Origin of the sequence: Paenibacillus sp. NAIST15-1, from assembly GCF_001894745.1 — a bacterium.
GTDB classification, from domain to species: domain Bacteria; phylum Bacillota; class Bacilli; order Paenibacillales; family Paenibacillaceae; genus Paenibacillus_B; species Paenibacillus_B suaedae.
Map to the genome: position 1 here is coordinate 138,655 of NZ_BBYF01000008.1, position 25,682 is coordinate 164,336.

The 25,682-nt window shown below is 45.1% G+C and carries 22 protein-coding genes, 1 pseudogene and 1 riboswitch; of the genes and pseudogenes, 18 read left to right on the plus strand and 5 right to left on the minus strand.

Annotated elements, in window-relative coordinates; genetic code table 11:
- The first annotated feature begins 16 nt into the window (after nucleotides 1–16).
- The 4 genes from PBN151_RS17965 to PBN151_RS17980 all read left to right on the plus strand — a co-directional run bounded on the left by PBN151_RS17965 (nucleotide 17) and on the right by PBN151_RS17980 (nucleotide 3,085).
- Nucleotides 17–1,147: a sensor histidine kinase gene (locus PBN151_RS17965; protein WP_065291312.1), complete on the plus strand. Its 1,131-nt coding sequence runs from the start codon at nucleotides 17–19 to the stop codon at nucleotides 1,145–1,147.
- On the plus strand, nucleotides 1,144–1,743 hold the full coding sequence (locus tag PBN151_RS17970) for a response regulator transcription factor (protein ID WP_021261013.1): 600 nt from the start codon (nucleotides 1,144–1,146) through the stop codon (nucleotides 1,741–1,743). The genes PBN151_RS17965 and PBN151_RS17970 overlap by 4 nt, the downstream gene beginning before the upstream one ends.
- A 119-nt stretch (nucleotides 1,744–1,862) precedes the next feature.
- Nucleotides 1,863–2,291 (plus strand): NUDIX domain-containing protein, encoded by a 429-nt coding sequence (locus PBN151_RS17975; protein ID WP_072730115.1) that lies wholly within the window; start codon nucleotides 1,863–1,865, stop codon nucleotides 2,289–2,291.
- Between the two features lie 170 nt (nucleotides 2,292–2,461).
- Nucleotides 2,462–3,085, plus strand: coding sequence for a GNAT family N-acetyltransferase (locus PBN151_RS17980; RefSeq protein WP_083545201.1), 624 nt, complete (start codon nucleotides 2,462–2,464; stop codon nucleotides 3,083–3,085).
- 185 nt (nucleotides 3,086–3,270) lie between these two features.
- On the opposite strand, the gene PBN151_RS17985 is transcribed toward PBN151_RS17980, so the two are convergent.
- A complete protein-coding gene (locus PBN151_RS17985) occupies nucleotides 3,271–3,831 on the minus strand; it encodes an SLOG family protein (RefSeq protein ID WP_072730117.1) in 561 nt (186 codons plus the stop codon).
- Between the two features lie 198 nt (nucleotides 3,832–4,029).
- On the opposite strand from PBN151_RS17985, the gene PBN151_RS17990 reads away from it, so the two are divergent.
- Both PBN151_RS17990 and PBN151_RS17995 read left to right on the plus strand, forming a co-directional pair.
- The gene (locus PBN151_RS17990) at nucleotides 4,030–4,890 is read left to right on the plus strand and encodes a DUF6612 family protein (protein ID WP_072730118.1); all 861 of its coding nucleotides are present in this window, start codon (nucleotides 4,030–4,032) and stop codon (nucleotides 4,888–4,890) included.
- A gap of 169 nt (nucleotides 4,891–5,059) precedes the next feature.
- Nucleotides 5,060–5,833: a DUF6612 family protein gene (locus PBN151_RS17995; protein ID WP_072730119.1), complete on the plus strand. Its 774-nt coding sequence runs from the start codon at nucleotides 5,060–5,062 to the stop codon at nucleotides 5,831–5,833.
- 167 nt (nucleotides 5,834–6,000) lie between these two features.
- Here PBN151_RS17995 and PBN151_RS30500 read toward each other — a convergent pair whose 3' ends face one another.
- The 3 genes from PBN151_RS30500 to PBN151_RS18020 form a co-directional block, all read right to left on the minus strand.
- Nucleotides 6,001–8,655 carry a CAP-associated domain-containing protein gene (locus PBN151_RS30500; protein WP_227774813.1) on the minus strand — a complete coding sequence of 885 codons (2,655 nt, stop codon included), beginning with the start codon at nucleotides 8,653–8,655 and terminating at the stop codon, nucleotides 6,001–6,003.
- Nucleotides 8,656–8,817: 162 nt separating this feature from the next.
- Nucleotides 8,818–8,907: riboswitch (cyclic di-GMP riboswitch) on the minus strand.
- Between the two features lie 177 nt (nucleotides 8,908–9,084).
- The gene (locus tag PBN151_RS18015) at nucleotides 9,085–10,266 is read right to left on the minus strand and encodes a macrolide family glycosyltransferase (RefSeq protein ID WP_072730120.1); all 1,182 of its coding nucleotides are present in this window, start codon (nucleotides 10,264–10,266) and stop codon (nucleotides 9,085–9,087) included.
- A complete protein-coding gene (locus tag PBN151_RS18020) occupies nucleotides 10,263–10,880 on the minus strand; it encodes a helix-turn-helix domain-containing protein (protein WP_370510430.1) in 618 nt (205 codons plus the stop codon). The genes PBN151_RS18015 and PBN151_RS18020 overlap by 4 nt, the downstream gene beginning before the upstream one ends.
- A 353-nt stretch (nucleotides 10,881–11,233) precedes the next feature.
- Between PBN151_RS18020 and PBN151_RS32545 the strand changes: the two are divergent.
- From PBN151_RS32545 to PBN151_RS18085, 12 genes and pseudogenes are all read left to right on the plus strand, one after another.
- Nucleotides 11,234–11,961, plus strand: a pseudogene (locus PBN151_RS32545) (DUF6612 family protein).
- A 499-nt stretch (nucleotides 11,962–12,460) separates the two neighbouring features.
- A complete protein-coding gene (locus PBN151_RS18035) occupies nucleotides 12,461–13,984 on the plus strand; it encodes an ABC-F family ATP-binding cassette domain-containing protein (protein WP_072730123.1) in 1,524 nt (507 codons plus the stop codon).
- A 151-nt stretch (nucleotides 13,985–14,135) separates the two neighbouring features.
- Complete coding sequence (locus PBN151_RS18040; protein WP_072730124.1) at nucleotides 14,136–14,600, plus strand: OsmC family protein; 465 nt, start codon at nucleotides 14,136–14,138, stop codon at nucleotides 14,598–14,600.
- Between the two features lie 95 nt (nucleotides 14,601–14,695).
- Entirely contained in the window at nucleotides 14,696–15,334 is a 639-nt protein-coding gene (locus tag PBN151_RS18045) for a DUF1349 domain-containing protein (RefSeq protein ID WP_072730125.1), read from the plus strand.
- Nucleotides 15,335–15,700: 366 nt separating this feature from the next.
- Entirely contained in the window at nucleotides 15,701–16,576 is an 876-nt protein-coding gene (locus tag PBN151_RS18050; protein WP_072730126.1) for a radical SAM/SPASM domain-containing protein, read from the plus strand.
- A 230-nt stretch (nucleotides 16,577–16,806) separates the two neighbouring features.
- Nucleotides 16,807–17,568, plus strand: coding sequence for a restriction endonuclease (locus tag PBN151_RS18055; protein ID WP_072730127.1), 762 nt, complete (start codon nucleotides 16,807–16,809; stop codon nucleotides 17,566–17,568).
- A 240-nt stretch (nucleotides 17,569–17,808) separates the two neighbouring features.
- The gene (locus PBN151_RS18060) at nucleotides 17,809–18,387 is read left to right on the plus strand and encodes a class I SAM-dependent methyltransferase (RefSeq protein WP_175560746.1); all 579 of its coding nucleotides are present in this window, start codon (nucleotides 17,809–17,811) and stop codon (nucleotides 18,385–18,387) included.
- Nucleotides 18,388–18,512: 125 nt separating this feature from the next.
- The gene (locus tag PBN151_RS18065; protein ID WP_021255341.1) at nucleotides 18,513–19,223 is read left to right on the plus strand and encodes a response regulator transcription factor; all 711 of its coding nucleotides are present in this window, start codon (nucleotides 18,513–18,515) and stop codon (nucleotides 19,221–19,223) included.
- Nucleotides 19,216–20,283, plus strand: coding sequence for a sensor histidine kinase (locus PBN151_RS18070; RefSeq protein ID WP_139295374.1), 1,068 nt, complete (start codon nucleotides 19,216–19,218; stop codon nucleotides 20,281–20,283). The genes PBN151_RS18065 and PBN151_RS18070 overlap by 8 nt, the downstream gene beginning before the upstream one ends.
- Before the next feature lie 260 nt (nucleotides 20,284–20,543).
- Nucleotides 20,544–21,455, plus strand: a complete 912-nt coding sequence (locus PBN151_RS18075; protein ID WP_072730129.1) for an ABC transporter permease subunit — start codon at nucleotides 20,544–20,546, stop codon at nucleotides 21,453–21,455.
- A gap of 4 nt (nucleotides 21,456–21,459) precedes the next feature.
- Nucleotides 21,460–22,371 (plus strand): ABC transporter permease, encoded by a 912-nt coding sequence (locus PBN151_RS18080; protein ID WP_227774841.1) that lies wholly within the window; start codon nucleotides 21,460–21,462, stop codon nucleotides 22,369–22,371.
- Nucleotides 22,372–22,674: 303 nt separating this feature from the next.
- Entirely contained in the window at nucleotides 22,675–23,964 is a 1,290-nt protein-coding gene (locus PBN151_RS18085) for a Gfo/Idh/MocA family protein (RefSeq protein ID WP_072730130.1), read from the plus strand.
- A 140-nt stretch (nucleotides 23,965–24,104) separates the two neighbouring features.
- On the opposite strand, the gene PBN151_RS18090 is transcribed toward PBN151_RS18085, so the two are convergent.
- A complete protein-coding gene (locus PBN151_RS18090; RefSeq protein WP_072730131.1) occupies nucleotides 24,105–25,316 on the minus strand; it encodes an MFS transporter in 1,212 nt (403 codons plus the stop codon).
- Between the last annotated feature and the right edge of the window lie 366 nt (nucleotides 25,317–25,682).

A 25,682-nucleotide genomic window follows, 5' to 3' on the forward strand; every position in this document is an offset into this window, starting at 1 on the left:
AAGGAGGAAGACAACCATGCAGAAGTGGTATCACATATTTCACAGGAGTACGGGATTGAGCCCGTACGTGTGGGTTGTCTTTTATATCCTTCCTTTTTACTTTATATTTCGGGCCTCTTCGCCATACGAAGTTGGTATTGGCGTAGTCATGATACTGGCGTTTTTCGGCTGCTATGTGTTGTCGTTTGTATCGAAGGGATGGTGGGTCTACTTTTGGACCTCCTTCCAAGTGATTATTTCCATTACAATGACGGTACTGTTCGGATATGTATACTTTGCATTGTTTCTGGCGTTCTTTATCGGTAATATTCAGCACAAAATCGGCTTTATTACGTTATATACCATCCACTTGATTAGTACGATTGTGACGATCAACTATGGATTTGTAACGAAGAATCCGGTGCTCATCACGCAGCTGCCATTCGTTCTTGTCAGCATGATCGGAGTTATCCTGCTCCCAGTAACGACTTATAATCGCAACAAGCGAGATAAGCTGCAAGGAGAGCTGGAGGATGCCAACAAGCGGATTGCGGATCTGGTGAAGCTGCAGGAGCGACACCGCATTGCCCGTGATTTGCATGATACGCTTGGTCAGAAGTTGTCGCTCATCGGCCTGAAGAGTGATCTTGCAGGCAAGCTTATTCATAAGAATCCCGGACGTGCCCAAGCAGAAATCAATGATGTGCGGCAGACAGCGAGAACGGCCTTGAAGGAAGTGCGGGAACTGGTGACGCAAATGCGGGGGACGCGGCTGGAGGATGAGCTGTTCCGTATTAAGCAAATTTTGAAGGCGGCTCAAATTGAGTTTAGCCTAGAAGGCGGCAAGCCTGCGAATATCTCTCTTCTTTATGAGAATGTACTCAGTATGTGCTTGAAAGAAGCGGTTACAAACATTGTGAAGCATAGCAATGCGACGTCCTGTTCGATTCAATTTGAATCTTCGCAAGCAGAACTTAAGGTTAAGGTGCAGGATAACGGTGTTGGGATGGACACCAGCCTTCAGTCGACAGGCAATGGCTTGCTTGGAATGAAGGAACGGCTTGAGTTCATTAACGCAAGTATGGACATTGTATGTGATCAAGGTACGGCCATCATCATACAAGTGCCGATCGTGACGAAGCAGCCAATTAAGGAGGTGGGGACGTGATACGTATTGTCATTGCGGAAGATCAGCGGATGCTGCTTGGAGCGCTAGCGTCTCTGCTGGATTTGGAAGAGGATATGAGTGTTGTCGGGCGGGCAAGCAATGGGGATGAGGCTGTAAAGCTCGTTCATGAGCACAATCCAGATATATGCCTGATGGATATTGAGATGCCAGGGAAGAGCGGGCTGGATGCCGCTGAGGAACTGAAGGGCGCAGGCTGCAAGGTCGTGATCCTGACGACCTTTGCCCGTCCGGGATATTTCGAGAGAGCCGTGAAGGCAGGCGCGAATGGATATCTGCTCAAGGACAGCCCGAGCGAGGAACTGGCAGATTCAATCCGCAGCATTATGGCAGGCAGACGGATCTATGCTTCTGAACTGGTAGATGAAGCATACTCGGAAGAGAATCCGCTGACAGAGCGGGAGAAGGAAGTGCTTTGTCTGATTGCAGACGGCAAGAATACGAAGGAAATTGCCTCAGAGCTGTATATCACGACAGGAACCGTGCGCAACTATATTTCAGTTATTCTCGACAAGCTTAATGTGGGCAATCGCATCGAGGCGATTACGCGGTTTAAGGAGAAGGGCTGGTTCAAGTAAGGCTGGATATCGATAGAAATGGAGGAGTGCGCTTAATGCGCGACTCCTCTTTTTGTGAAACCATTGCATGACCTAAATAGTCTAATGATGGTGAATATTCGATTAAGGAGTGAGTGGCAATGACAGTTACAAATCATACAACAGCAATTCCGAAATTAGGTGTAGGAGCGGTAATTCGCAATCAAAATGACGAAATTCTGTTGGTCAAGCGCAACCGGAACCCGGAAAAAGGAACATGGAGCATTCCTGGCGGCAAGCTGGATATGTACGAATCATTAGAGGAATGCGTTATCCGTGAGGTGCAAGAGGAAGTTAACCTGGATATAACGGTGACCCAATTGCTATGTACAGCGGAAACGATCCGTCCCGAAAATGATGAACACTGGGTGTCCCTCATCTACGATACAACAGTACAGGGAGGAGAAGCACGCAATAATGAGGCAGACGGAGCAATTGGGGATATGCGTTGGTTTTCCCTGGACAAGCTGCCCGAGCAATTGGCCTGCTTTACGAAGCCTGCAATAGATCGAATATTGGGAAAAGCTTGAGGCTTGAATCTAGTTTGGTTTAAGTGGAACGTGTGGGAATGAGCGTGGTGCAACATTTTCCGGGAAATAATGTGGCTGAGCGACAAAAACAGAACAAAACTACTTTCAGCAACAGGGTTCTTGTATTCTGCTATTCCTCAAAATTATTGAGATGAAAAAGATATCGCAAGATGTTAGCTGATGGGATTCAACAAAATAAACCATTAGAGGGGGAAGACGTAATGCTTGCTTCAGATGGTCAGGTATCGATTAGAGAAATGTCTTATGCTGATGAAGACTTTGCTTTGTTATATAAATGGCTGAATGATAAAAAAATCCTAAGTTTTATTGAAGGTCCAAGTACCAGATTTACATGGGAACAGATTATAGGAAAATATGGGCCACGGGCAAGAGGAGAGCATTTTGTCACCCCGTGTATTATTGAATTTAATAATGCTTCTATAGGATATTTACAGTTCTATCCGTTACAACAGGATGAAATTCATGAATATGGAGCAAAGCTTGATCAACCGCAATTCGGACTAGATATATTTATAGGAGAGACTGATTTTTGGGATAAGGGAATCGGAACTCTGGCATTGAAACTTATCATTCGGTATTTATTTACCGAGCGAGAAGTTGAGGATATTTACATAGATCCACAAATCGTGAATGTCAGAGCAATCAAGAGTTATGAAAAATGTGGATTTAACAAGATAAAAGTACTACATGAAAGAGAATTGTTTGATGGAGAATATAAAGATACCCAACTAATGAGGATAACATTAGAGGAATTTATGATGCAAAATGATTGAACTAATGGCTGTATTCATTCAATGAACCAGCGGCAGTGTACTATTTTACAACACAAAGCTGCCGCTGGTTTTATAGAGTCGACCTATTACTTTTTTGGAACGATTAACTGAAGCCCCTGCTCCCTTACATACTTGATACATATCCGTTTTCACTAGACCAAGCGAATTTTATTCAAAACAATTTTTCACTCGAAGAACATGCTGCTTTGCTCCTCATCTGCAATCGCTTGAATTTCCTCTGCTCCGATATTGATATAGATATAGCCTTCTTCTTCTTGCTTCTTCAAGGCGCGTTCCTTCGTAAACTTCGGACTTGCCTCTCCCGAATCCTCATCATAGACGAGCAGAATGCCATCTGTCTTGCGGAACAGCAGCTCGTCCCTTGCGATGAACTGCCATTTGCCACTGTAGGGAGCATTACTCACCGAGCCATAGTAATCGATTCCGCGCATAATTTCTTCGAAATAGGTTTGCTTCTCCTCGCTCCACTGTGCTTGAGGATTGGCGTACGCCGTAATAATGGAGCATTTCAACTGCGGATATTGTTGTTTCAGCGAGATAGCAGCTTCGCAAGCCCATAAATCGACTCCATACTGGCCAGGTGTGATGACCCATTTTAATCCTTCTTCAATTAGCGGAATAAGGCGAGATTCTATCGCTTTGCGTATATAAGGAACTCCCTGATGCTTATTGTTATAAATGCCGAGTTCGTGAGCTCGATAGCCGGTAACGAGTAGATTTTTCAATGTATGATTCCTCCGAGAATGTATCTATATATATGATTATAGACGGTATAACTAAAAATGATAAATATACATAGAATGGGACTAAATATCTAGTTCCTTCATCAATTTGACACATGTTTTAGTTCTAAAATCCCTGTTACAGAGACGTATGAATTGGTTAATATGAGTAAGTATACTAACATTTAGGGGGAAAAAGTTTTGAAAAAATGGGTTGCACTATTGTTGGGGGCAATATTAGTAGTAAGCATGACGGCTTGCGGAGATAAAAAAGACGCTGCTGGAGCAAACAGCTCTTCTACAGCACAGACGACAACTGAGACAGAGAAAAAGGATGCTCAGGTTCCATCTGTCGATGAACTTATTCAAAAATCAATTGATGCAAGCAAGTCGCTCAAGAATTTCTCTATGGACAGCCAAGTGAAGCAGGATCTTACAATTAGCCAAGGTGAACAGAAGCAAGAGCAAAATACGGAAATAAAACTGAAAAGCGACATGACTAAAGAGCCTTTCAATCTGTATCAAGAAATGACAATGAACGTAGCGGGTCAAGGTGAGCAAAAAGTCGTTCAGTATATTTCGAAGGACGGCATTTATTCACAAGTGAACGGGCAATGGACGAAGATGCCGGATGACATGAAGGCACAAATTCTTGAAGGTGCGGAGAAAGGGGCAAGCCCAGAGCAGTCCCTGGAACGCTTCAAATCGATAGCGAAAGATTCGAAGGTATCCGAAGAAGGTACTAACTATATCTTGACGGCGGACTTGTCCGGTGACGGGATGAAGGAACTGGCGAAGTCGTTGATGACCCAATCTGGTTCTAACAGTAATCCTCAAATGGAAGCAATGATTGAGCAAATGAAGATTAAAAGCATTAAGATGAAGTTTGGTGTCAACAAGGAGTCATACCAACCAACAATATCCGATGTCGACATGTCTATGGAAGTAGAAGAGCAAGGTCAGAAAGTTGAACTCAATATGGTTATGACAAGCACATTCTCGAAGCATAACGAGGTTGGCGAAATCAAGGTGCCACAAGAAGTATTGGACAGCGCTAAGTAATCGCAATGTATAGACTAGACCGTCGAATCTACGGATTTGGCGGTTTTTTTATGGCATTAATAGTTCTATTCTACTAATTTCTGTTTCGGAATAGGGCTACGTTCACTTTGTCTGTCTATCGATATTGGTTACTATGAGGGAGCATACTAATTTTGGGAGGCAGACGGTTTTGAAGAAGTGGACGGCAGCACTCGTAGCGATCATGGTAGTACTAGGCATTACAGCATGCGGCAACTCAACACCTACGGCAGGAGAATTGATTCAAAAGGCTACGGATGCGGATAAAACATTGAAGAGCTATTCAATGGATGTCCATGTTGAGCAAGTGAATGGGATTCAAGGCGACAGCAGCAAAGAAGAAAAATCGGATATTACAATCAAAACTGACTTTACAAAGGAACCGCTTGGTTTCTATCAAGATACGTCAATTGTGTCAGACCAAACGAACCAAACGATTAAACAATACTTCACCAAAGAAGGAGCATACTCTCAGGTCAATGGCGAATGGGCGAAAGTTCCGGATGAGTTGAAGAGCCAGTGGGAAACGAACATTAAGAGCCAAATGAGCTTGACGCAAAATCTCGATAAATTTAAGCCGTTAGAGAAAGATTCGAAGATTACCGTGGAAGGTAACGAATACATCATGACTACGGATATGTCTGGCGATAAAGGCAAGGAGTTGGCGAAGACGCTGTTGTCCGAGTCATCTGGTGAAGAAGCTGCGGAAGCGCTTGGCAAGATGAATGTTAAGACGCTTACCATGACATATGGCGTGAATAAGGAAACCTACTTCCCAACAAAAAGCGGCTTTACACTTGTGCTCGAAGGGGAAGAGAACGGACAGAAGATTTCGATCAGCATGAAGGTGACGAGCACAATTACGAAGCATAACGAATTGGCCGAAATTAAAGTGCCGAAGGATGTTATCGACAACGCTCAATAGGATACGATTTCGATTGTCTATGAAGAAAGAAAATAAAGTTATAGACTGAGAAAATATAGTTCCGACGGCATTACTGTTATCACGCGGTACACCCCATAAAAGGAAAAAAAAGCAGAGATCCTATGTGTTAATCTAGGATCTCTGCTTTTTGTGTCATGATGAATATCTTATTGCTCGTGTATCACGCGGTACAAAACGAGTGCCGCCTGCGCTCGAGTGAGCGTTCCCGCCGGATCAAGTTTGTTATCGGTGGTTCCTTTGATAAGTCCTTTGCTCACTGCGTACACAACGGCTGTCTTTGCATCCTGTGAGATGAGTTCTTCATCCTTAAATCCAAGCGAAGCGCTTGAATGGGACAGATCAATTTTCAATGCCCGCGTAAGCATCACGACCATTTTTTCGCGAGTAATCGGTTTACGTGCCCCAGGCTCTGCAATCCGCTGTTCCCAAGTCTTTCCGTTATTCGTCAAGCGATCAAGCAAGGTGGCGAACTCCGCTTGGGTAATAACGTCGTTCGGCTCGAATGTGTGTATGCTGCCTTTGCCGCGCATCAGTCCGTGAGCTGCAATGACTTCAATTTCATCCTTTGCCCAATGTGCAGTAAGATCATTGAAGGATCTTGCATGCTCTGCAATCGTGTAGGTGCCGAACTGCGTGACCTGGAAGGAAATATGCTTCTTATCAGCTGCCTTCATTCCGGCCAGTTTATAGCTCCAAGCATTTGTTGTTACGCCTTGAGCTTCTGCGTACACGCCTGCCTTACGAATATCTTTTGTAGCTTCCATCAGCTTCAAGGAGATTTCCAACAGGATATTCTTTGCTTCTTGCGGCCCACGGATCGTGATCATCGGAGACGTAAAGGTCGTCTCGCCATGATGCTCGCTAAAACCTTTGTCCTTATGCTCTGCAAGAGACACCACAAGCTTGAGTCCGCTCGTTCCGATGAGTTCCACAATAGACTTATTCGGAATGGTAATATCGAATTCGGCTGTAGACAGAAGCAAATCCTTTCCTGATTCCTGCAGCAGTTTGGCGGCCGATTTGTCCAGCGTGAAGGAGACTTCATTGTAATCCTTCATGCTTACATCGCTAATATCGGGTTGAACCTGCTTGGCATTTTTGTCCTGCAGCTGTTTTTTCACGGTATTCGCATTTATCTTGAACTCCGCATTCACTGCATGCTCCTTCTTCGTCTCTGCCAGTAATCCTGCCTTCATCGTCTTACCGACTGGAATTGTTCCCACAGAAGTCGAAGGTGTAGAACTACTAGAACCTCTAGAGCCTTCAGATGAGGAAGACAAAATAGGCAGCTCTGGCTTCGGATTCGGATTCGGATTCGGAACAGACGGCTTGATGACATCAACGGTAGACGAGTGAATGTAACCGATTCGGATCCGTTCATTGTTTGCGTTGAACAGATTCGCATTTACAAGATTGAAGGTATATTTCCCTTCTTGGTCGCTCGAGAAAGCGATGGTTGCTATGTCGCCGTCTCCTTCATAAGCGCCTCCGTTGAGATTTACGGAGTAATCCAATTGCTTCTGGCCATTAGGTAAATCGGTTATGTTCTTTGTCGTGATAAGCGGGACATCCGGATAGTTCAACTTTTGATAGGTAGCCATCGTAACGCTTGGCTTTATATCTAAGAGAGTCAAGCGGCTGTCATAAGTAAGACTGAATGAAGCTGAATATACTGCTTTCGACACAGAATATTCGACCTTTACATCGAATGGATCTCCTGTCAGAACCTTAGATTTGCTGAGGCTAGGAGATACAACATCAGGATCGGGCTTTTTATCGTCGACGGAATTCTGCGTGACGAAGTTCTGTGTGTAATATACATTTGAATTCCCCCCGAAGTACACACCCACCCCTAGATGAGAAAAGTCTCCCAAAATATTCGAACGATGTCCTTTCGAGTTCATCCAGTTCTCGTGAACGAAGATGGCACTCGACTGTCCAGCAGCAATGTTTTCCCCTGCCTTTTGGTATACGATTCCGTCCGCCTTCAGCCGATCGAACGGGGATTTGCCGTCCGGATTGTTATGATCGAAGAAGCTTCTCAGCCCCATATCGTCGCTATGCTTGCGAGCAGTTCCCGCAGCCTTTTCATTCCACTTCAATGGCTTCATGCCCTCGCGGACACGCACAGCATTAGCCAAATCGAGGATTTGTTGCTCAAAGCTTGTCTGCAATCGCTTGCTAGGCGTGCCAAAGTACCCCTTGAACGCCAGTTCCACATCCTGGGCAATAAATTGGACAGCCGTCACCGTATTCCCTTGATGGAGATCATAGAACACGGTTGCATACATACCGCCGACCTTGTACAGGCTATATTGTCCGCTGTTGTCCATATTGTAAATCGTATTGCCTTTCCTAATTTGACTGAGGGAAGATCCGAAGGCTGCCTCTACCTCCTGCTTGGTTGAACCGAATCCAATGCTTCCATAAGAATCATTCGCATTCGTATAGAGTGCAACGACCTTGTGGTCCTGAACACCAACTTGTAAGTAATGTTTATAATCCTGATTGTAAATATACCACTCGAAGCCATATTCACTTAGATCCTTGCGAACCGGCAGTCCGATTTTTTGGAATAGTTGATCCTCGCTCATTCCTATGGTGATGCCTTGCAGTTGGTCTGCCCCTGCCTGCGGAGCATTGTTCGTTTTCGTGACAGTAATCATACTACCGACCAGCTTATCCGCTGCATAAAGGGTCGGCTGATAGATAAGCATCCCGGCTAACAGCGCAGCGCTAGCTGTAATCGTCATACGCCGCATTCTTCCTGCTTTAATGTGTTTATGCTGTTCTTGGTACATTGCGTTGTTGGTTGCTGTACAACATGGCCGCATCATTTCATCTCCTATTCTTTTACATTCTGCGATCAAATGAGATGAACACCGGGGACGCTTTACAATAGCACAAAAAAAGCGCCACCCTAATGGCAGCGCAATAAAAAAAGACGCACGTAATGTCGCAATTAGGGCAACCCGGCTGTCATCGCATTGTGAAATACATTAGACCCGTGGCTTTGCGTCCCCTGCTTTCGCTAGGGTTTGCCATTATCCAAATGTTACAGATTAAATGTCTATAGTAACATGTAAATGAACAGCTTGTATACAACTGTGCCTATAGGTACGCAAAATTCATCAAGTACCAGGTCTATCAACCCAGTACGATATTTATGTTCGTCATGCACCTCTTCAATGAAGCTGCCCCATTTTTAAAAAAGGATCATGAAAGTACCATTAAGACTTCGCTCGAATTTTAGTTAAAATCACATTGGCCGCTTCTACTGCACCACCAGCATTCTGAAAAGTTTCTGACAGTTTTAGCGCATTTTCCTGATATGTCCGATTCGTCAACACCTCAGATACCGCTGCTGCCAAATATTTTGGCTTCTTTCCTTTCAACTGTAAACCTGCACCCAGTTGAGCAACCCGATCAGCCACTAATCCTTGTTCGCTATGTTGCGGAAATAAAACCATTGGAACTCCAAAATAAAGGCTTTCATTCACACTATTCATACCGCAATGGGTAATAAATACATCGGCTGTTTGCAATACCGATATTTGATCCACGACGTTATTCACTGTAAAATTTCTTGGTATGTTGCCAAGAGAAGCAATCTCCGTTTTTTCACCAACTGACATCACAACATCATAGTCCGTATCTGCAAATGCCTGAATAACTTTTTGGTAAAAATCTTGATTTTGATTCAGTATAGTCCCAAGTGAAATGTAGATTCGTTTTCTATCTTTTTTATTAATCTGTATCGACGGAGACTGTCTGATGGATGGTCCGACAAAAGCATATCTTTCAGAAAACGTATCCGCCATCGGTTGGAATTCTTTCGAGGTATAGACAATGGTGTCTGTCTCATTATTATTTTGAACAATCGATATAAAATTCTCAATTTCATACCCATGATTCTTTAACAACTGAATTTTTCTGTTCATTCGGGGCAAACCCACGATCATTCTCCATAAATCGATAAAACCACGCTTCATCAGTTTCGCGGTGTACTGATTAAAAGCAAAGGTAGTAGTCGAACAAACATATGGAATTTCTAGTTTTTTAGCAAATAATTTTCCCCAAAAGCATATAGAGTCAGATACAATACAATCCGGCTGAATTTCCCTTAATTCCTGACATACCTTCTCATCCAAAGCAATGGTCGTATCGGCAACCATCTCAATTAATGCTGTAAAATCTTTGCCAACCTTGCGATCCAATTCCTTTTGTGAAAGCTGGGGCAAGAACTCATCACAAGCAATGAATGCAGCGCCAGCACCTTCTATTTTTTCCTGAAATTCTAGAAAGGAATAGTACCAAACTTGATGGCCTCTATTGACTAATTCGGCTACCACCGGAATGGTTGGATTAGTGTGACCATGCGCGGGTATCGAAAAAAATACAATTTTGCTCATTCTGATTCATCTACCTCTCGCTCCGCTTTTTGGATCATCTCTACAAATTCCATGAAATGATTACTTTTTAAGAGAGCAATCCCTTTTGTCGCATCTTCCCCCAAGACAATCAGCTTATCACCAGCTTGTATCTGATACATTTCGCGTGCCTGTTTGGGAATGACAATCTGTCCCCGATCACCTACCTTCACAACACCAAAGAACTGCTTCCCCGTGGGAGCGAGCTGATTCGCCGCTTCTTCACTCATATCACGGGATAATTGATCCAAGGTTACTTGAAAAAGTTCAGCGAGTATTTTGCATTTAAAAATATCGGGCAAGGCCTCCCCGTTTTCCCACTTTGCTACGGTCTGTCGTGATACGTTTACCTTCTCCGCTAATTGCTCCTGACTGAATTTATGCTTTTTACGCAACACACGAATATTCATACCAATCATATTTTTCATCTCCATATACGTTAAATATATAGAAGAACCAAGGTGAAAATCTATCAACAGTTCGCAACATTTTATGTTAAGAATTGTGGCGAAGAACAGGTCATAGATGAAGCTAACGTCGATAGCGCCGTATTCGATTTTGCGAACCAAAAGATCCTTAAGTACAAGCTCGTCCAAGGAGACCATGGAGATTTGGGCAACGTCCTTCGCAACACATTTTTCGCAATATATCCAATACCTGTGCACTGCTATTTGTCCATATCATACCAAATTAATAGAGAATACAAACTGAGGTGTTCTGTTAAAGAACAAGACTGTCGACAGTCTTTCTGTATCCATTAGATGTATCGATGATGTCTAAATGCTTCTATTTTATTGAAGTAATAGGTTTTAACTTACTGTTCCCTTCTTTATAAATTGGCTAACATGGGTAAAGCAGATTATTTTAGGGGGCTGTTATTTTGAAAAAACGGATAACCATACTACTAGCATTCTTATCATTACTAGGGATAACGGCATGCGGCAATACGATGCCCACTGTAGATGAAGTATTGCAGAAAGCAATTGAGGCTGATAAACGTGTAAAGAGCTTTTCCTTGGATATCGTTCAAACACAAACATTGACAGCAGACCATAAAACACAAGAATCAAAGGTAACTACAATGAGATATGACTATACCAAGGAACCGATAGGTTCATATTTCGAAAGTTCGATATATTCTGATGAAGTGAACCTAACGAAAAAAATGTACAGAACGAATGAAGGAACATATTTTCTTGGATATGATGGTCAATGGAGGAAGTTGCCAGATGATTCGATGAATCCAACTCAAATACAGAAGGATATGGATTTGAATGAGCTCTTTAGACAGATCAAGATGTATGCAAATGAAGCGAACTTATTTCAGAAGGCAAAGATTATATCGTGACAGTGAGTTTGGAAAATGAAAAGGCTAAGGAAGCGGAACATTTTTTGTGGTCGGAGTTACCAAGCAAGGAAGAGGATAAATTAGAACAGGAAAAGTCGGAGCAAAAGGGTAATAAACAAATCATGCTCGATATGAAAAACATAGTCATTAAATATCGGATCAATAAGGATAATTATTTTCTTATGAGTACCGCTTTAGAATATACCAAGTCAGGAGAAGAGTCCGGACGAAAAATTGAGGAGCATTTTGTAAGTAACTCAACATACACTAGACACAATGTGGTTCCTCAGATTAAAGTGCCACAGCATATTATAAAAAGCGCTCAATAAGAAGTTATTTTTCTACTGGTTGATTCCGCCGCATCTTTTGAATGCGGCGGTTTTTGCATATTCTTGACAGGACGAGCTATGATCGTGTATGATTTTCCTCGTAATACCATTTTATGATGATGAGGATTAGAAAGGGGATGGCGGTATTGTCAACTGTTCTTCAACGGAAATTGGCTTAAGACGGGAGAAGTCTGCCCATTTTTAGCTTAACGCCAATCGAAGAACAGTGGATAAAGAACCGATTCCTTTTTTCATATACAAGTACGCGTTCATGAACTTTGGGTGCAGAACCAAGCGGAACGAACAGACAACGGTCTGTTCGTATTGGTCTACAGCACTAAGGATGAATTGAACTACCATTAAGGGCTATTTGTATAGGGCAAGGCGATTCGTTCGCCTTGCCCTTTTTTGCATACACACAAGTAGATACTTTCTTTATGAAGCTGTTCTCTCGCTTGGCGTTGAGCATCATTTACGCACATGCAAAGGAGAGAATGACATGAGTATGTTATCTGTAGAAGAAGTAACCCATTTTTATGGAGATAAACGAGTATTTCTTGATATTAGCTTCCGCTTGCTACCGGGGGAGCATGCTGGAATTGTAGGCAGCAACGGAGCGGGCAAATCAACATTGCTGCGTATCCTGTCCGGTGAGCTATTGCCGGATGCAGGGAAGGTGGAGTGGCTGCCTCATGTGAAGGTAGGTTATTTGCAGCAGCATATTGATCTGCAGCCTGGGATGACCGTGCTCGATTATTTGCGCGGGGCATTTGGTCACCTCTATGCCATGGAACAGAATTTGATGGAGTTGGCACACAAGATGGCCGAAGATGCTGACAATCTGGAGTTATGGCTTGCCAAGTATGGGGAGCTTCAGCATCGACTGGAGCATTCGGGATTTTATGAGATTGAAGTGAAACTGGAACAGATCGCAGCAGGCTTAGGGCTGCTTGATATTGGTCTGGATCGGGATGTCGAGAAGCTGAGCGGAGGTCAACGCACGAAGCTGCTTCTAGGAAGATTGCTCTTGGAAGAGCCCCATGTTCTCCTGCTGGATGAACCGACGAACTATTTGGATGAGGTGCACATTGATTGGCTGAAGGGCTATTTGAAGGGGTATAAGCAAGCCTTTTTGGTCATTTCCCATGATAATTCTTTCTTAAATGAAATTGCCACGTCGATCTTTCATGTCGAGCACCAGAATATTAAGCGTTATGTAGGCAACTACGAGGCATTCCGCAGCGTATACGAGCTTAATAATTTGCAGCAGCACGAAGCGTATAGCCGACAACAGAAGGAAATTGCCAGACTCGAAGATTTTGTCCAGAAAAATAAGATTCGCAAGGCGAAGCAGGCCAAGAGCCGCGAGAAGATGCTGGAACGCATGACGCGGATTGATCGACCAACTTCTGGTGCGAAGCCGCGGTTTTCTTTCCAAGTTCATGTGGAGCCTGAAGGTAGAATTATGAGGGCTGAACAGCTGCAAATCGGCTATGCGAAGCCGCTATGCTCGCCTCTGAATCTGTTGATGAAACGAGGAGAGAAGATTGCGATTGTCGGTCATAATGGGGTTGGCAAGACAACGCTGCTTAAGACGCTGCTTGGAGAATTAACCCCATTGCATGGCAATGTTCGTCAAGGAGAGCGGGTGAAGGTGGCTTATTTTGCCCAAGAGCTGTTCGTATCCGACGATTCCGCGCTTGATCAATTATGCGCATTCCGTACAGACATGACACATCAGCAGATACGCAAGCTGCTTGCGATGACTGGGTTGACGGAGGAGCATATTCGGCAGCCGCTCAGCTCGCTAAGCGGCGGAGAGCAGGCTAAGGTGCGATTATGCGAATTGATGCTGACGGACAGCAATGTGCTCGTGTTGGATGAACCGACGAATCACTTGGATACACGGGCGAAGGAGGCCCTTATAGAGGCGCTGCGCAGCTACACTGGTTCAGTGCTGCTGGTATCTCATGAGCCTGACTTTTATGCAGATTGGGTTACACAGGTGTGGTCGTTGAAATAAAGGCTGCTCGGTTTGCAGCTCGACCATAGTAGGGAGATTGCAGAAAGCTGCAGTCTCCCTTCTTTTCTTGGAAGCAAGAGAACATTCTCACTATTCATATTTTTTAACTGTGATATAATGTTGGTTAAAATAGGAAGGCGAGGTTATATGAATGCCACTTGAAACATTTACTGCTTCTGCACATCTGCAAAAGGGAATGGTTGTAAAGGCGAGATCACGGAATTTCGAGATTACGATTGACGAGCCGAAATCGCTGGGCGGTACGGATACGGCAATGAATCCGGTTGAAGTCGTACTGTGTGCGTTAGGCGCCTGCCAGTCCATCGTGGCAAGAGCATATGCCCGTAAATTCAATATTCAGCTGGAGCAATTTTGGGTGGAGCTTGAGGGGGATTTGGATACAGATGGCTTCATGAACAAATCTGACGTGCGCCGAGGCTATTCTGAAATTCGCTACAACATCCATGTGAAGAGCAATGCTTCCTATGAGCAGGTCGAACAATTCGTGCAGTTCATTGAGCGTACATGTCCGGTTGGGGATACGATTAGTGCTCCTGTTCGACTTGTATTGAATGGCATTATTCTGGAACAGGACTCTCCGCAGGTCACAACATAATGTAGGAGATGCACCGTAATCTTAATTGCGCCCCTGTACAGTAGGGATGATTCCACCTATGATGGAATAGAGACTACGACATGGAGGCAATTCAGATGAGCAATTCAATTCGACTACATGAAAATTTTGAACATGAACAATTGAACACGAACTTGATGTGGTACTCGCCGCCTCGAGCGTGGGAGATCAATCAAGAATCTGCAAAACTCATTGTTCGCACCGTCAAAGAAACCGATTACTGGCAAAAGACACATTATGGCTTTGAAGTCGATAATGGACATTTTCTATATACAGAAATTGAGGGGAACTTCAGGCTGACGACCAAGGTATATTCCTATCCTGTTCACCGTTATGACCAAGCAGGGCTAATGGTTCGCTATTCGCCAGACACTTGGCTCAAAACATCTGTAGAATATATTCCGGATGGGAGCAATAAGCTCGGCGCAGTCGTCACGAACCACGGATATTCGGACTGGTCAACCCAAGAGGTTGATAATGGGGATGCTCCGGTCTACTTCCGTATTTCCCGGATTGGGAACGACTTTTATGTCGATTACTCACTGGATGGTGCCGCATGGAAGCAGCTTCGCATGACCCATTTGTTCGAGCAGGAGTCGAAGCCAATTCAAGTTGGTGTCTATGCATGCAGTCCGCAAGGTGAAGGGTATGAGGCACATTTTGATTACATAACGATTGAAGAACTTTCGGATGATCGAACTCAAGTGTATAAGTAATGGGATTGCTTCAGAAACAGAGTTTATCTTGAAACTCGACCTTTAAATGGTCAATGTGGGGCCCTTCTCAATAAGGGCCTCTTTAGCGTTTGCGCATTTTGGATACTTCTCGAACCTAGGAACTATCTCAAGTTCGGCAAAAGGATGCACTCCGATCAACCCATCAAGCAATCGATATCCACATGTGACGTGTGTACGTTACCCCCTATTCTTCGCTACAATCCATCGTTTTCGGTGATGGAATTCTGCTCTGCCGTACTAGTTCCTGTATGTTCCGGCCCGGATTAAGTTGAATGCAGGGACGTTTTCGTGCATAGTAGAGGGTGAGGACAGTACGGAACTACTACAATAGAATGGGGAACAATCTTGAAAACGTTCAAAAAAGTCTATATAGAGCTGACCAGTGTATGCAACTTGGCTTGTACGTTCTGTCCGCCGACAGAACGCAAAGCGAACTTCATGAAGCTGGATGCATTCAATCATATTCTAGATGAGATTAAGCCGCATACGAATCATATTTATTTGCATGTCAAAGGAGAGCCCTTGCTCCATCCGAAGATCGATGAACTATTAGACGCAGCCCATGAGAAGAGCTTCAAGGTCAATATTACAACGAACGGTACACTTATACGCAAGAACAAGCATAAGCTGCTTGGCAAGCCAGCGCTGCGCCAGATGAACTTCTCGCTTCATAGCTTCGATGGTCATATTGGCTCGGAGAACCGTGATAAGTATCTTGCTGATATTTTGGAATTCGTGCGTGAAGCTGAAAAGCATAAGGTTATCTTTTCGTTCCGACTATGGAATTTGACGCAGGATAATAAAACAAACATGGAGCGCAATCGCAACCGCGAGACGCTTGAAATTATTGAAAAAGAATTCAATTTGGACTATCGAATTGAAGAAAAAATTATCCCGGGCAGTGGTGTTAAGATCGCAGATCGTGTTTATTTGAATCAAGACCATGAATTTGAATGGCCAAGCTTGAGCGCTCCGGAGGATGATGGCAAAGGCTTCTGCCATGCGCTTCGTTCCCAAGCAGCGATACTCGTGGACGGAACCGTTGTACCGTGCTGCTTGGATGGCGAAGGGGTTATTAATCTCGGTAATGTGAACCGTGACTCATTCTCGGAGATTGTTGAAAGTGAGCGAGCGAACAACTTGTTCTACGGATTCTCCCGCAGAGAAGCTGTGGAGGAACTGTGCCGCAAGTGCGGGTATCGCAAGCGGTTCGGCACATAACAGAATGATGTTAATCTGAGCGACAGCAGCGCATGAAGGTAGGAAGTTCATGCCCTTCTCTCGAATACGTTGAAAGTTGAAGTCCTTATTAATCATGTATGGTTAATAAGGGCTTATTTGTTTTAGTATTGTTGCGATGCTCTAATTGAGGAGGAAGACATTTCAAGGGTTTATCAAAATGTTTCCAGGTTGTAAAATGTTGATATATAAACAACAGGAGAGATATGTACATGGGAAGCAGTGAATGGATGTTAATCGCAGCTGTTATGATAGCCATTTTGCTCGGAGCTTCGATCTTGGTTGCGATTCAAGGAAAGAAGCCATCGAAGAAGAATGGAAGATTACCGCAAAACCGGGCAAAGCGAGGTACTACAAATAGAGCTTCAACACGTTGTCGTGAAGATGAAGCGATCTTATCAAGTAAGTTGGAAGACTTGACGGGTGCTGAGTTCGAGCGCCTGTTGGCCCTTTATTTCCGAGATCAAGGTTATGGGGTCACAGAGGTGGGAGTCGGCGGCAGCGATGGGGGCGTGGATCTTGTGATTACGGATCGACGGGGAGAGAAGACCGCTGTTCAGGCGAAGTGCTATGCCAGTCACCATAAGGTTCCTGTGCAGACGGTTCGTGAACTTGTTGGTGCTAAACGGAATCACGATTGTATTTTATCCTTGTTGATTACGACATCAGATTTGACAGGGCCAGCGAAGAAGGAAGCGGAACAATTCAAAGTGGATTATTGGCACGGTGCACTCATTGAACACAAGCTGCGTTCATGGGGGAAGTGGAATCCTAGGAAAAGGACATCGAAGAAAAGTAGTCGAGAAATGGAAGTAGCAAAAGCAGAGCTGAAGCAAGGTAGTAAGGAAAGCGCAGCATCCGCATCAATGATTTGTACTTGCGGCTCGCCAATGGTGAGAAGAAAAAGCAAGCAAGGACAAGCATTCTGGGGATGCTCAACCTATCCGAAGTGCAGGCATACCCGATCGGTATAATGGTACTCTAGGAACAGAACACATATAACTAAATTACGAAACCGCTGGATGATCAATCATATAATCATAGTTGACGTTAAGCGGTTTTGACCTACCCACACTTTTTTATCCGTAGAATCTATCCCTTCAGAAATTCTTCAGAACTCATTAAGAACTCATTCAGAGCAAACTCCCTATGATCCCAAGACATGTTGGATATGATAATAACAACCAAGGATACGAGCGAAAGGGAGACGTCAAATGAGTGTGAACATGATTCGGGAAAAGCTACTGTTCTTAAATACATTTTTTCGAACGCCCAAACAGATAGGGAGCATTACGCCAAGCTCACGATTTCTCGCGCAGCGCATGATGGATGCTGTGGACTGGCAAGAGGTGCAGCATGTTGCCGAATTAGGCGCGGGAACAGGGGCCATTACCAGATTTATCGATACGGTTAAACGAGATACGGCCAGAGTGATTTTGTTCGAGAAGGATCCATTGTTGCTGGCGCGTTTGCAGGATAACTATCCCGAATACGCTGCTTATCCGGATGCTGGTGAGCTAGGCAAGATATTGGGGGATGAAAGTAGGGAGAAGCTGGATTGTGTGCTGAGCGGGCTGCCATTCTTCAACTTCCCGCAGCAGTTGCGTGATCATCTGATCGAGGAAATTTACGCATCGCTTAAGCCGGGAGGTCTATTCGTTGCATTCCAATACTCTCAACAAATGAAGCCGCATTTGGCTCGCTATTTTAATATCGAGAATATTCATTTTGTGTTTCTGAACGTTCCACCAGCCTTCGTATATGTATGCCGGAAAGGGAGCGGGTTGCAGTAATCGGGTATTCGGCCTTCGACTCTCGATCCTTTTGGGGGTTGAATATCATTTCTTTTTCAATTGGATTGTTCATACACTTCTCTTAAGCTGTATACTTGCTCTACAGAAAGGAGAGTAAGGATGGGATGAGTCAAGGGATATTAGTAACAGATGATGATGCGGACATACGAGATGTGCTCCGCATTTACTTGCACAATGAAGGCTATACCGTGTTTGAGGCAGCAGATGGGATTCAGGCATTGGAACTGCTGCAGCATGAACATATTGATCTTATTATTCTGGACGTGATGATGCCGAATATGGATGGTATGCAGGCATGCATGGCCATTCGTCAACATACGAAGGTGCCGATTATCATGCTCTCCGCCAAAGGAGAGAGTCTGGATAAGATCACTGGACTTCATACAGGCGCGGATGATTATATCGCCAAACCATTTCATCCGATGGAGCTTCTGGCGAGGGTGAAGGCTCAATTGCGCAGACAATCTTTCGCGGAACAGGAAGAACGCATCATGCAGGCGCCCCCGATTTCAGATGAAACGTTTATCGAAATAAAAGATTTATGCATATATCCGGAACGGCATCTCGTTATTGTCCGGGGGAAGGAAGTGCTGCTCACCCCTACTGAATTCTCGATATTGGAGCGGCTGGCACGGCGGCGGGGGCATGTATTCAGCATTGATAAGCTTATTGAATTGGTCTGGAAGGAAGACAAATTCATCACGGACAATACAGTAATGGTGCACATCCGCAATATTCGAGAAAAGATTGAAGAGAATCCTAGAGAGCCTCAATATATTAAGACCGTATGGGGAGTGGGGTATCGGATTGAATAGAAGGATATGGGCGATGCTGCATGGGAAGCATAACATCCGAGGACGTTTGTTCTGGTTTGCGCTTCTCAGCTTGTTTTGTACCTTTATTACAATGGCGCTCATGGATACGGTATCGTCCTATTTAATAGGTCACGGTGTCAGTCCATTAGTGTTTCTATTTCTATACCTTGCATACTTCTTTCTCTTTACACGCGGTTTACTACAAGATTTAAAGAGATTGACAGAGGGGATCATGTCTATTGCCGAGGGGGATCTGCAATCCCGTGTAACCTTGGATAGACAGGATGAACTCGGCATTATTGCAGATTCTATTAACCATATGGCGGAACAGTTGCAGCGCATGATTGAGAAGGAGCGTCTTACCGAGCAGATGAAGATGGAGCTTATTACGAATGTCTCGCATGATTTACGCACACCGCTGACAAGTCTGATTGGATACTTGAACTTGTTGCAGCAGGAGGGGGCAGCAAGCAAGGAAGAGCAGCTGCGCTACCTTCACAATGCATGCCGGAAGACCGAGCAGCTTAGCCAGCTGATCAATGATTTGTTCGAATATACAAGACTAGCTGACAATCGAGTGGAAATCGAGCGCTCTCGTCTTGATTTGAGCGGACTGCTCCGCCAATTGCTTGTTGAATTTGAACCGTTGGCAAGAGAGGCGTCGCTCAAGATTCGGCTTGTCCATGCATCCCAACGTGCGATAATGATAATGGCAGATGCAGAGCTGCTTGTTCGATCAATGGATAACTTACTAATGAATGCGTACAAGTTCTCGATAAGGCCCGGAGAAATTACGGTGCGGCTCTGGGAGCAGAATTATACAGTATGGCTGGAAATAGAGAACTGGGGGCAGCCTATTACGAAGGAACAGGAGCAGCGATTGTTCGAGCGGTTCTATAAGGCGGAAGCCTCTCGTAACGATCAACACGATAGCCCCGGGGCGGGTCTCGGCCTATCTATTGCCTATCATATTGCAAGACTGCATCGTGGTCAGCTCAGCATGTCGCATGAGGAGGGGAAGTTCACGTTCCGTCTGGAGCTCCCGCTGGACGGTCAGTAACAATGGATAAGTCTGGCTTCTCCCCTATACCATGGAGTCAATAGAATAGATCTAGTAGAAGAGGGCACATTTCCAGTTCATTTGGGAATGTGCCTTTTATGATGTGGAGGGGAAGAGGATCACCCAAGGAATCAACAATCATAGAAGTACTCTATTTGATGGATAAAATAACCATAAAAGGATTGCATCGTCTTCACAATACAGGAATGATATGGTATCACTAGCATATGGATCGCGAGAGAATCACTCAGGAGGAAATTATGAATCTAGTACTGCATATGGTGAAGTCACTATGCCTCAGCTTTTTTGCATTAATCATGATAATGCTCATTGTCCTATTTCCACGCAAGCTGGAGATCGGCATGGAAGGCTATAAGATGACAGCGAAGTATCAGTTCAGCTGGTCGCAGTATGCCGAGAACATCACAGGATTTATACGCGGTATCTTTGTTGACAATACCTTAGGCGTAACCCGTTACGGGGAAGCTGTAGGTTCTGAGGTGCTGACAGTGATGGGGAACAGCCTAACTATTATTGTGATTGGCTTTCTATTAAGTTTTATATTGGGCTTGTTGAAAGGGATTGCTGACTATAAGCTGTCCAAGTCGAAGTGGAATGTGATCGGGAACGGAACGACTTGGTTGTTTCAATCGGTGCCTGACTTCATGGTCGTGCTGCTCATTCAATGGTTTGTTATTCGATACATGCCGTTTATTCATTTCTTTGAGCAAAAAGAATGGTATGCCTTCCTCATTCCATCTGTACTTGTATCCGTATATCCAGCTATGTATATTGCACGAATTACGAGCGCTGCAATTGCGGCGCAGGAAGGACAGATGTACATTCAGGTTGCCAAAGCGAAGGGAGTGGCGCAGCGAATGATTTTGTTCAAGCACGTTGGCCGCAACAGTATGGGAACGATTTTGTCCCACCTGCCTTCCTTGTTCGGATACACCCTGTCTAATTTACTAATGGTTGAATACTTAATGAGTTATCCTGGTGCAGCTCACCGTTTGTTCCAAGCGATTGATTATGATACTAGCTTCGGATCGGGAGTGAATTATGAGCCGGGTATCATTATCGGGATTGCATGCTGTTTTACGATTATGGTGGTGCTAGTTCAGTGGATTGCCTTGCTGGCCAAGCGTTCCATTGCGCCGACATCGAGATAAAGGAGTGTCCTCATTGAAAAACTACACACTATGGATCGGTGGGGCAATGCTCGCCTTGGTTTTATTTGTGATGTACCTTGGTCCAGAATTGCCGTTCATAGACAAGTCGCTTACACCCGAAAAGCATAGATGGTCAGAGCAGGGCAAGCTCATGCTACCTCCCTACAAAGCTTCGGATCTGAACTGGATTGGCTCGGATAAGAAAGGCGTCGACAACTTGAGCAAGCTCGTGGTAGGAACCAAGGAGACGGTCTATATCGTCTTCTTCATTGCTCTGCTGCGCTATATAATTGCAGTGCCATTAGGCGTGCTCGCGTATAAGCAGAAGGGAGTTGCTCATTGGCTGGTAACAAGCTTGAATCAGATATTCACGTTTCTGCCTGTTATTTTCTCAGCTATTCTATTACTGAGTATGCCGTTCATCCAATATTCGAGCAATCGTATTCTATGGGTAATCCCAATTCTCGCTTTGCTTGAGGTGGGGCGAGTGGCACATATTGTGCAGCAGCAGGCGAACCATATCTCACACGAATTATTTGTGGAAGCAGGAGAATCGCTTGGATTAAGTGGATGGCGCCTGGTTCGAAATTATTATATGCCGTCGCTTGTACCGGAGATCGTCATTAATTTTTGCATTGATTTGGGCAAGGTCATGCTGCTTATTGGACAATTAGGTGTGTTGAGTATTTTCTTGACGCACAATTGGGCCGAGGTTGATTACTTCACCATGAAATTTGTGAATACAAGCACCAACTGGGTGTCCTTGCTTGCAGAGACGCGCGCGGATATTTATTTAAGCAAGTTCACTTTCGTATTTTATCCCGCGCTCGCTATTCTGTTCACGGTGCTCACCTTCAATCTATTGGGAGAGGGCCTACGACGCCACTTCAACCGCCGTATGGGCTCCTATTTATAGAAGACAGAGAGACGCAATACGATGCGAATTTTGAAATCATCACGTTCGACAGAGACAGAATCCAGCAGGCAGAGAATCGAGCGGAGACAGACAAATCTGGCTTGGCGTTATGCAGAAGGATAGCAAGCTTAGCTTCTTCGTAGAGTGGGAAGAGCAGGATGTCTTCATGACATACGATGTTCATAAATAGAGTGGGGAAACGCATTGCTCCGATTGGATATATGCTTTAGATTATAGAATTATAGACAAAGAAAAATATCCCAATCACAACGAGATGATTGCTTAATGGAGGGTGCCGGAGAGATGAGTGTGAAGGCCATCTTGCTAGGAGCAGGAGTGCGAGGAGCAGATGTATACGCACAGCATGCTTTGCAATTCCCAGAGGAATTAGAAATTGTCGCGGTTGCCGAACCGGACGAGGAGAGGCGGGCGGTGTTCGCGCGCGAGCATCATATTCAGGCGGAATATGTATTTTCGGATTGGAAGGAAGCACTGCAAGGGGCACGCTATGCGGATGCGGTGATGATCTGCACGCAGGATCGCATGCATTACGAAGCGACGATGATGGCACTGGAGCAGGGCTATCACGTGTTGTTGGAGAAGCCGATCTCGCCTTCACCTGAGGAATGCGTCGAGATTGAGGCAGCTGCGAGACGGTGCAACCGGATCGTTCTTGTATGCTATGTGCTGCGCTACACACCATTCTGGTCCTCTATCAAGCAGGTGATCGATGCAGGCAGCATCGGAAGGATCGTGAATATTCAGTTATGTGAAAATATAGGCTTCGCTCACATGGCCCATAGTTATGTACGTGGCCATTGGAGTAAGACGAGCGAGTCCAGTCCGATGATTTTAGCGAAGTCATGTCATGATTTAGATATTATTCTGTGGCTTATGCAGCAGGATTGCAGGCGGCTGACGTCCTTCGGCTCGCTGTTCCATTTCAAGCGGGAGAATAAGCCAGCAGATGCGCCGCTCTATTGTACAGACGGCTGTCCGCACGTTAAAGAATGCTGCTATGCAGATTTGAGATATTACTTAGGAGAAGGTCGTCGTCGTGCGCTGCATTTCACGAAGGATCCTACAGATGAGCATATTCGGGACGTGATTCGCGAGACGCCTTATGGGCGGTGTGTCTTCCAATGTGATAATGATGTCGTCGATCATCAGGTGGTCAATATGGAATTTCGCAACGGAGCGACGGCTTCCTTTACCTTGTCCGCCTTCACGCATGACAGCTCGCGAATGGTGCAAATATCAGGAACGAGCGGGGAAATACGTGGTAACCTAGAAAAGCAGACATTCACAGTATATGATTTTGTTGATGATACCTCACAAGAGATGCATGTCCATGATGAGGGTCGCGAAGGCTGTACGGCCATGATGCATGAATTTTGCCGTCTCGTTTCGCAGCCGCATAATAGGAACGACTTATCGGCTGTGCTGCGCGGCTCCGTGCAGAGCCACATGATGGCGTTCGCTGCCGAACGATCCCGATTGCATGACGGAATGCCTATGGATATTCAGCAGCTGACGCGATATTACCAGCAGGTAGTCAGCAAGCCCTTGGTAGGTACATGTTCAGAGCGGTAATGTTCCAACGATCACTCGATAAAAAAGAGAAGGGGCTCACCGACGAATGTAAAAATTACGTTTGGTGCAGCCCCTTGTTATTGTAGAACGATGATTCTGTCTTCCGCAACGTAAACCTGTAATTTCTGAGGATTACAGGTTTACAACTCTTTGCTTGTTCCTGCGGCCTTCACTGGAACGCGGTCACCACGCTGCGTCCAGAACGCCAACCCCATCGTTGCAAGCAGTAATATACCCGTGACCCAAAATACCATGTGGATGGAGAACACACCACTAATAGCCCCCCCAACGAGTGGGCCGAGCATTCCGCCAAATTGATTCGCGGTCTGATTCAAGCTGAAGGCGCGTCCACGGAAATCACTGTCTGTTGTCCGCACCACGAGTCCGTTCAATGCTGGGAACACAGCGCAGAAGAAGATGCCATATGTAAAGCGGATAATCGAGAACCACCATATATTTTGAAACGGAATTTGAGCGAGCGTACCGATACCGCCCGCGAGCAGGCCGATCAGAAGAACCTTCTGGAAGCCGATGCGGTCGGCAAGCTTACCCCATCTTGCTGCGAACAGAATACTTGCAACGCCAACAAGCGAGAACACAAATCCAGCTACTAATGAGGCGTCCTTCGCGGAATGCCCGATCTCTACAATGTAGAGAGGCAGAACAGGCTCTATCGTCATGACCGAGAATTGGGTCAATAGGGAGAGCAGAAGTACGATCATGAACGGACGATTTACGGATGCGATCCGAATGGTATTGACGATCGAACTGCTGTCCTTCGTTGGAACGAAGTTCTCTTCTTTTACCCAGAAGATGACGAGCAATGTTGCAATCAAACACAAGATGCCTGCACATGCGAATGTCAGACGGCTGTCGAACAGCTTCGATAAAATACCGCCAAGGAGCGGTCCCATTATTGTACCGGTTGCAGTTGCGGTTGCCATCATCGACAGGGCATAGCCGACCTTTTTTTCAGGTGTACTTGTGCCAACAAGGGCAATTGATCCGGGGATAAAGCCTGTCAACAGGCCTTGCAATATACGGATCGTTAATAGCTGGTACTGATTCGTAACGAAGGCTAGCATAATATAAGTTACGAATAGTACAATTCCGGCCCGGATAATCATTGGCTTGCGTCCATACTTGTCGCCAATCGCCCCCCAGAACGGAGAAGAAATGGCACCAGCGAAAAATACGCTGCTGAACAAAATCCCCGACCACAGCTCAATATGATCCTTTACACCAATTTGAATCAAGAAGAGCGGCAGGAATGGGACGACCATGGAAAAGCTTGATGAGACGATGAATGTACCAAACCATAGAATCCATAAATTTTTCTTCCATGTTTCCATTGGACTTTCACTCCTGTAGTTGTTTTCAGCAAGAGAGCGATTCCTTCGGAGTGTGTTGTTCCTAGAATCTCGTTTCTATTTGCCTACTTACTTTAGCAATAAACTATTATACACGACCCGCCTATGAAAAGCTTCCAACGTTTGCATATGCAAACTCGCTGTATCGTATGCGGTGACATGCCGAATGGACAGCATATCCTCTCATAATGGGCATATGATCGAAGAGTCGACAACTGAATAGGGGGGCGTATAGAAGGGACAGATTGTCTTCCTAGCTTGAACCTATTCATCTCCTGTCTCCCGTAGGCGCCTAGCGATATATCAGCCAAGTGTCTATCACTGTCGGCAGCGAAAGAAGCAAAGAGA

Bases quoted from the DNA above. Each gene is read 5' to 3' on its own strand.
- PBN151_RS18055 (WP_072730127.1), top strand. From the start codon at position 16,807: ATGGGAAGCAGTGAATGGATGTTAATCGCAGCTGTTATGATAGCCATT.
- PBN151_RS30500 (WP_227774813.1), bottom strand. From the start codon at position 8,655: ATGTACCAAGAACAGCATAAACACATTAAAGCAGGAAGAATGCGGCGT.
- PBN151_RS18085 (WP_072730130.1), top strand. From the start codon at position 22,675: ATGAGTGTGAAGGCCATCTTGCTAGGAGCAGGAGTGCGAGGAGCAGAT.
- PBN151_RS18060 (WP_175560746.1), top strand. From the start codon at position 17,809: ATGAGTGTGAACATGATTCGGGAAAAGCTACTGTTCTTAAATACATTT.
- PBN151_RS17975 (WP_072730115.1), top strand. From the start codon at position 1,863: ATGACAGTTACAAATCATACAACAGCAATTCCGAAATTAGGTGTAGGA.
- PBN151_RS18015 (WP_072730120.1), bottom strand. From the start codon at position 10,266: ATGAGCAAAATTGTATTTTTTTCGATACCCGCGCATGGTCACACTAAT.
- PBN151_RS17965 (WP_065291312.1), top strand. From the start codon at position 17: ATGCAGAAGTGGTATCACATATTTCACAGGAGTACGGGATTGAGCCCG.
- PBN151_RS18065 (WP_021255341.1), top strand. From the start codon at position 18,513: ATGAGTCAAGGGATATTAGTAACAGATGATGATGCGGACATACGAGAT.
- PBN151_RS18075 (WP_072730129.1), top strand. From the start codon at position 20,544: ATGAATCTAGTACTGCATATGGTGAAGTCACTATGCCTCAGCTTTTTT.
- PBN151_RS18035 (WP_072730123.1), top strand. From the start codon at position 12,461: ATGAGTATGTTATCTGTAGAAGAAGTAACCCATTTTTATGGAGATAAA.
- PBN151_RS18090 (WP_072730131.1), bottom strand. From the start codon at position 25,316: ATGGAAACATGGAAGAAAAATTTATGGATTCTATGGTTTGGTACATTC.
- PBN151_RS18040 (WP_072730124.1), top strand. From the start codon at position 14,136: ATGCCACTTGAAACATTTACTGCTTCTGCACATCTGCAAAAGGGAATG.
- PBN151_RS18045 (WP_072730125.1), top strand. From the start codon at position 14,696: ATGAGCAATTCAATTCGACTACATGAAAATTTTGAACATGAACAATTG.
- PBN151_RS17980 (WP_083545201.1), top strand. From the start codon at position 2,462: ATGTTAGCTGATGGGATTCAACAAAATAAACCATTAGAGGGGGAAGAC.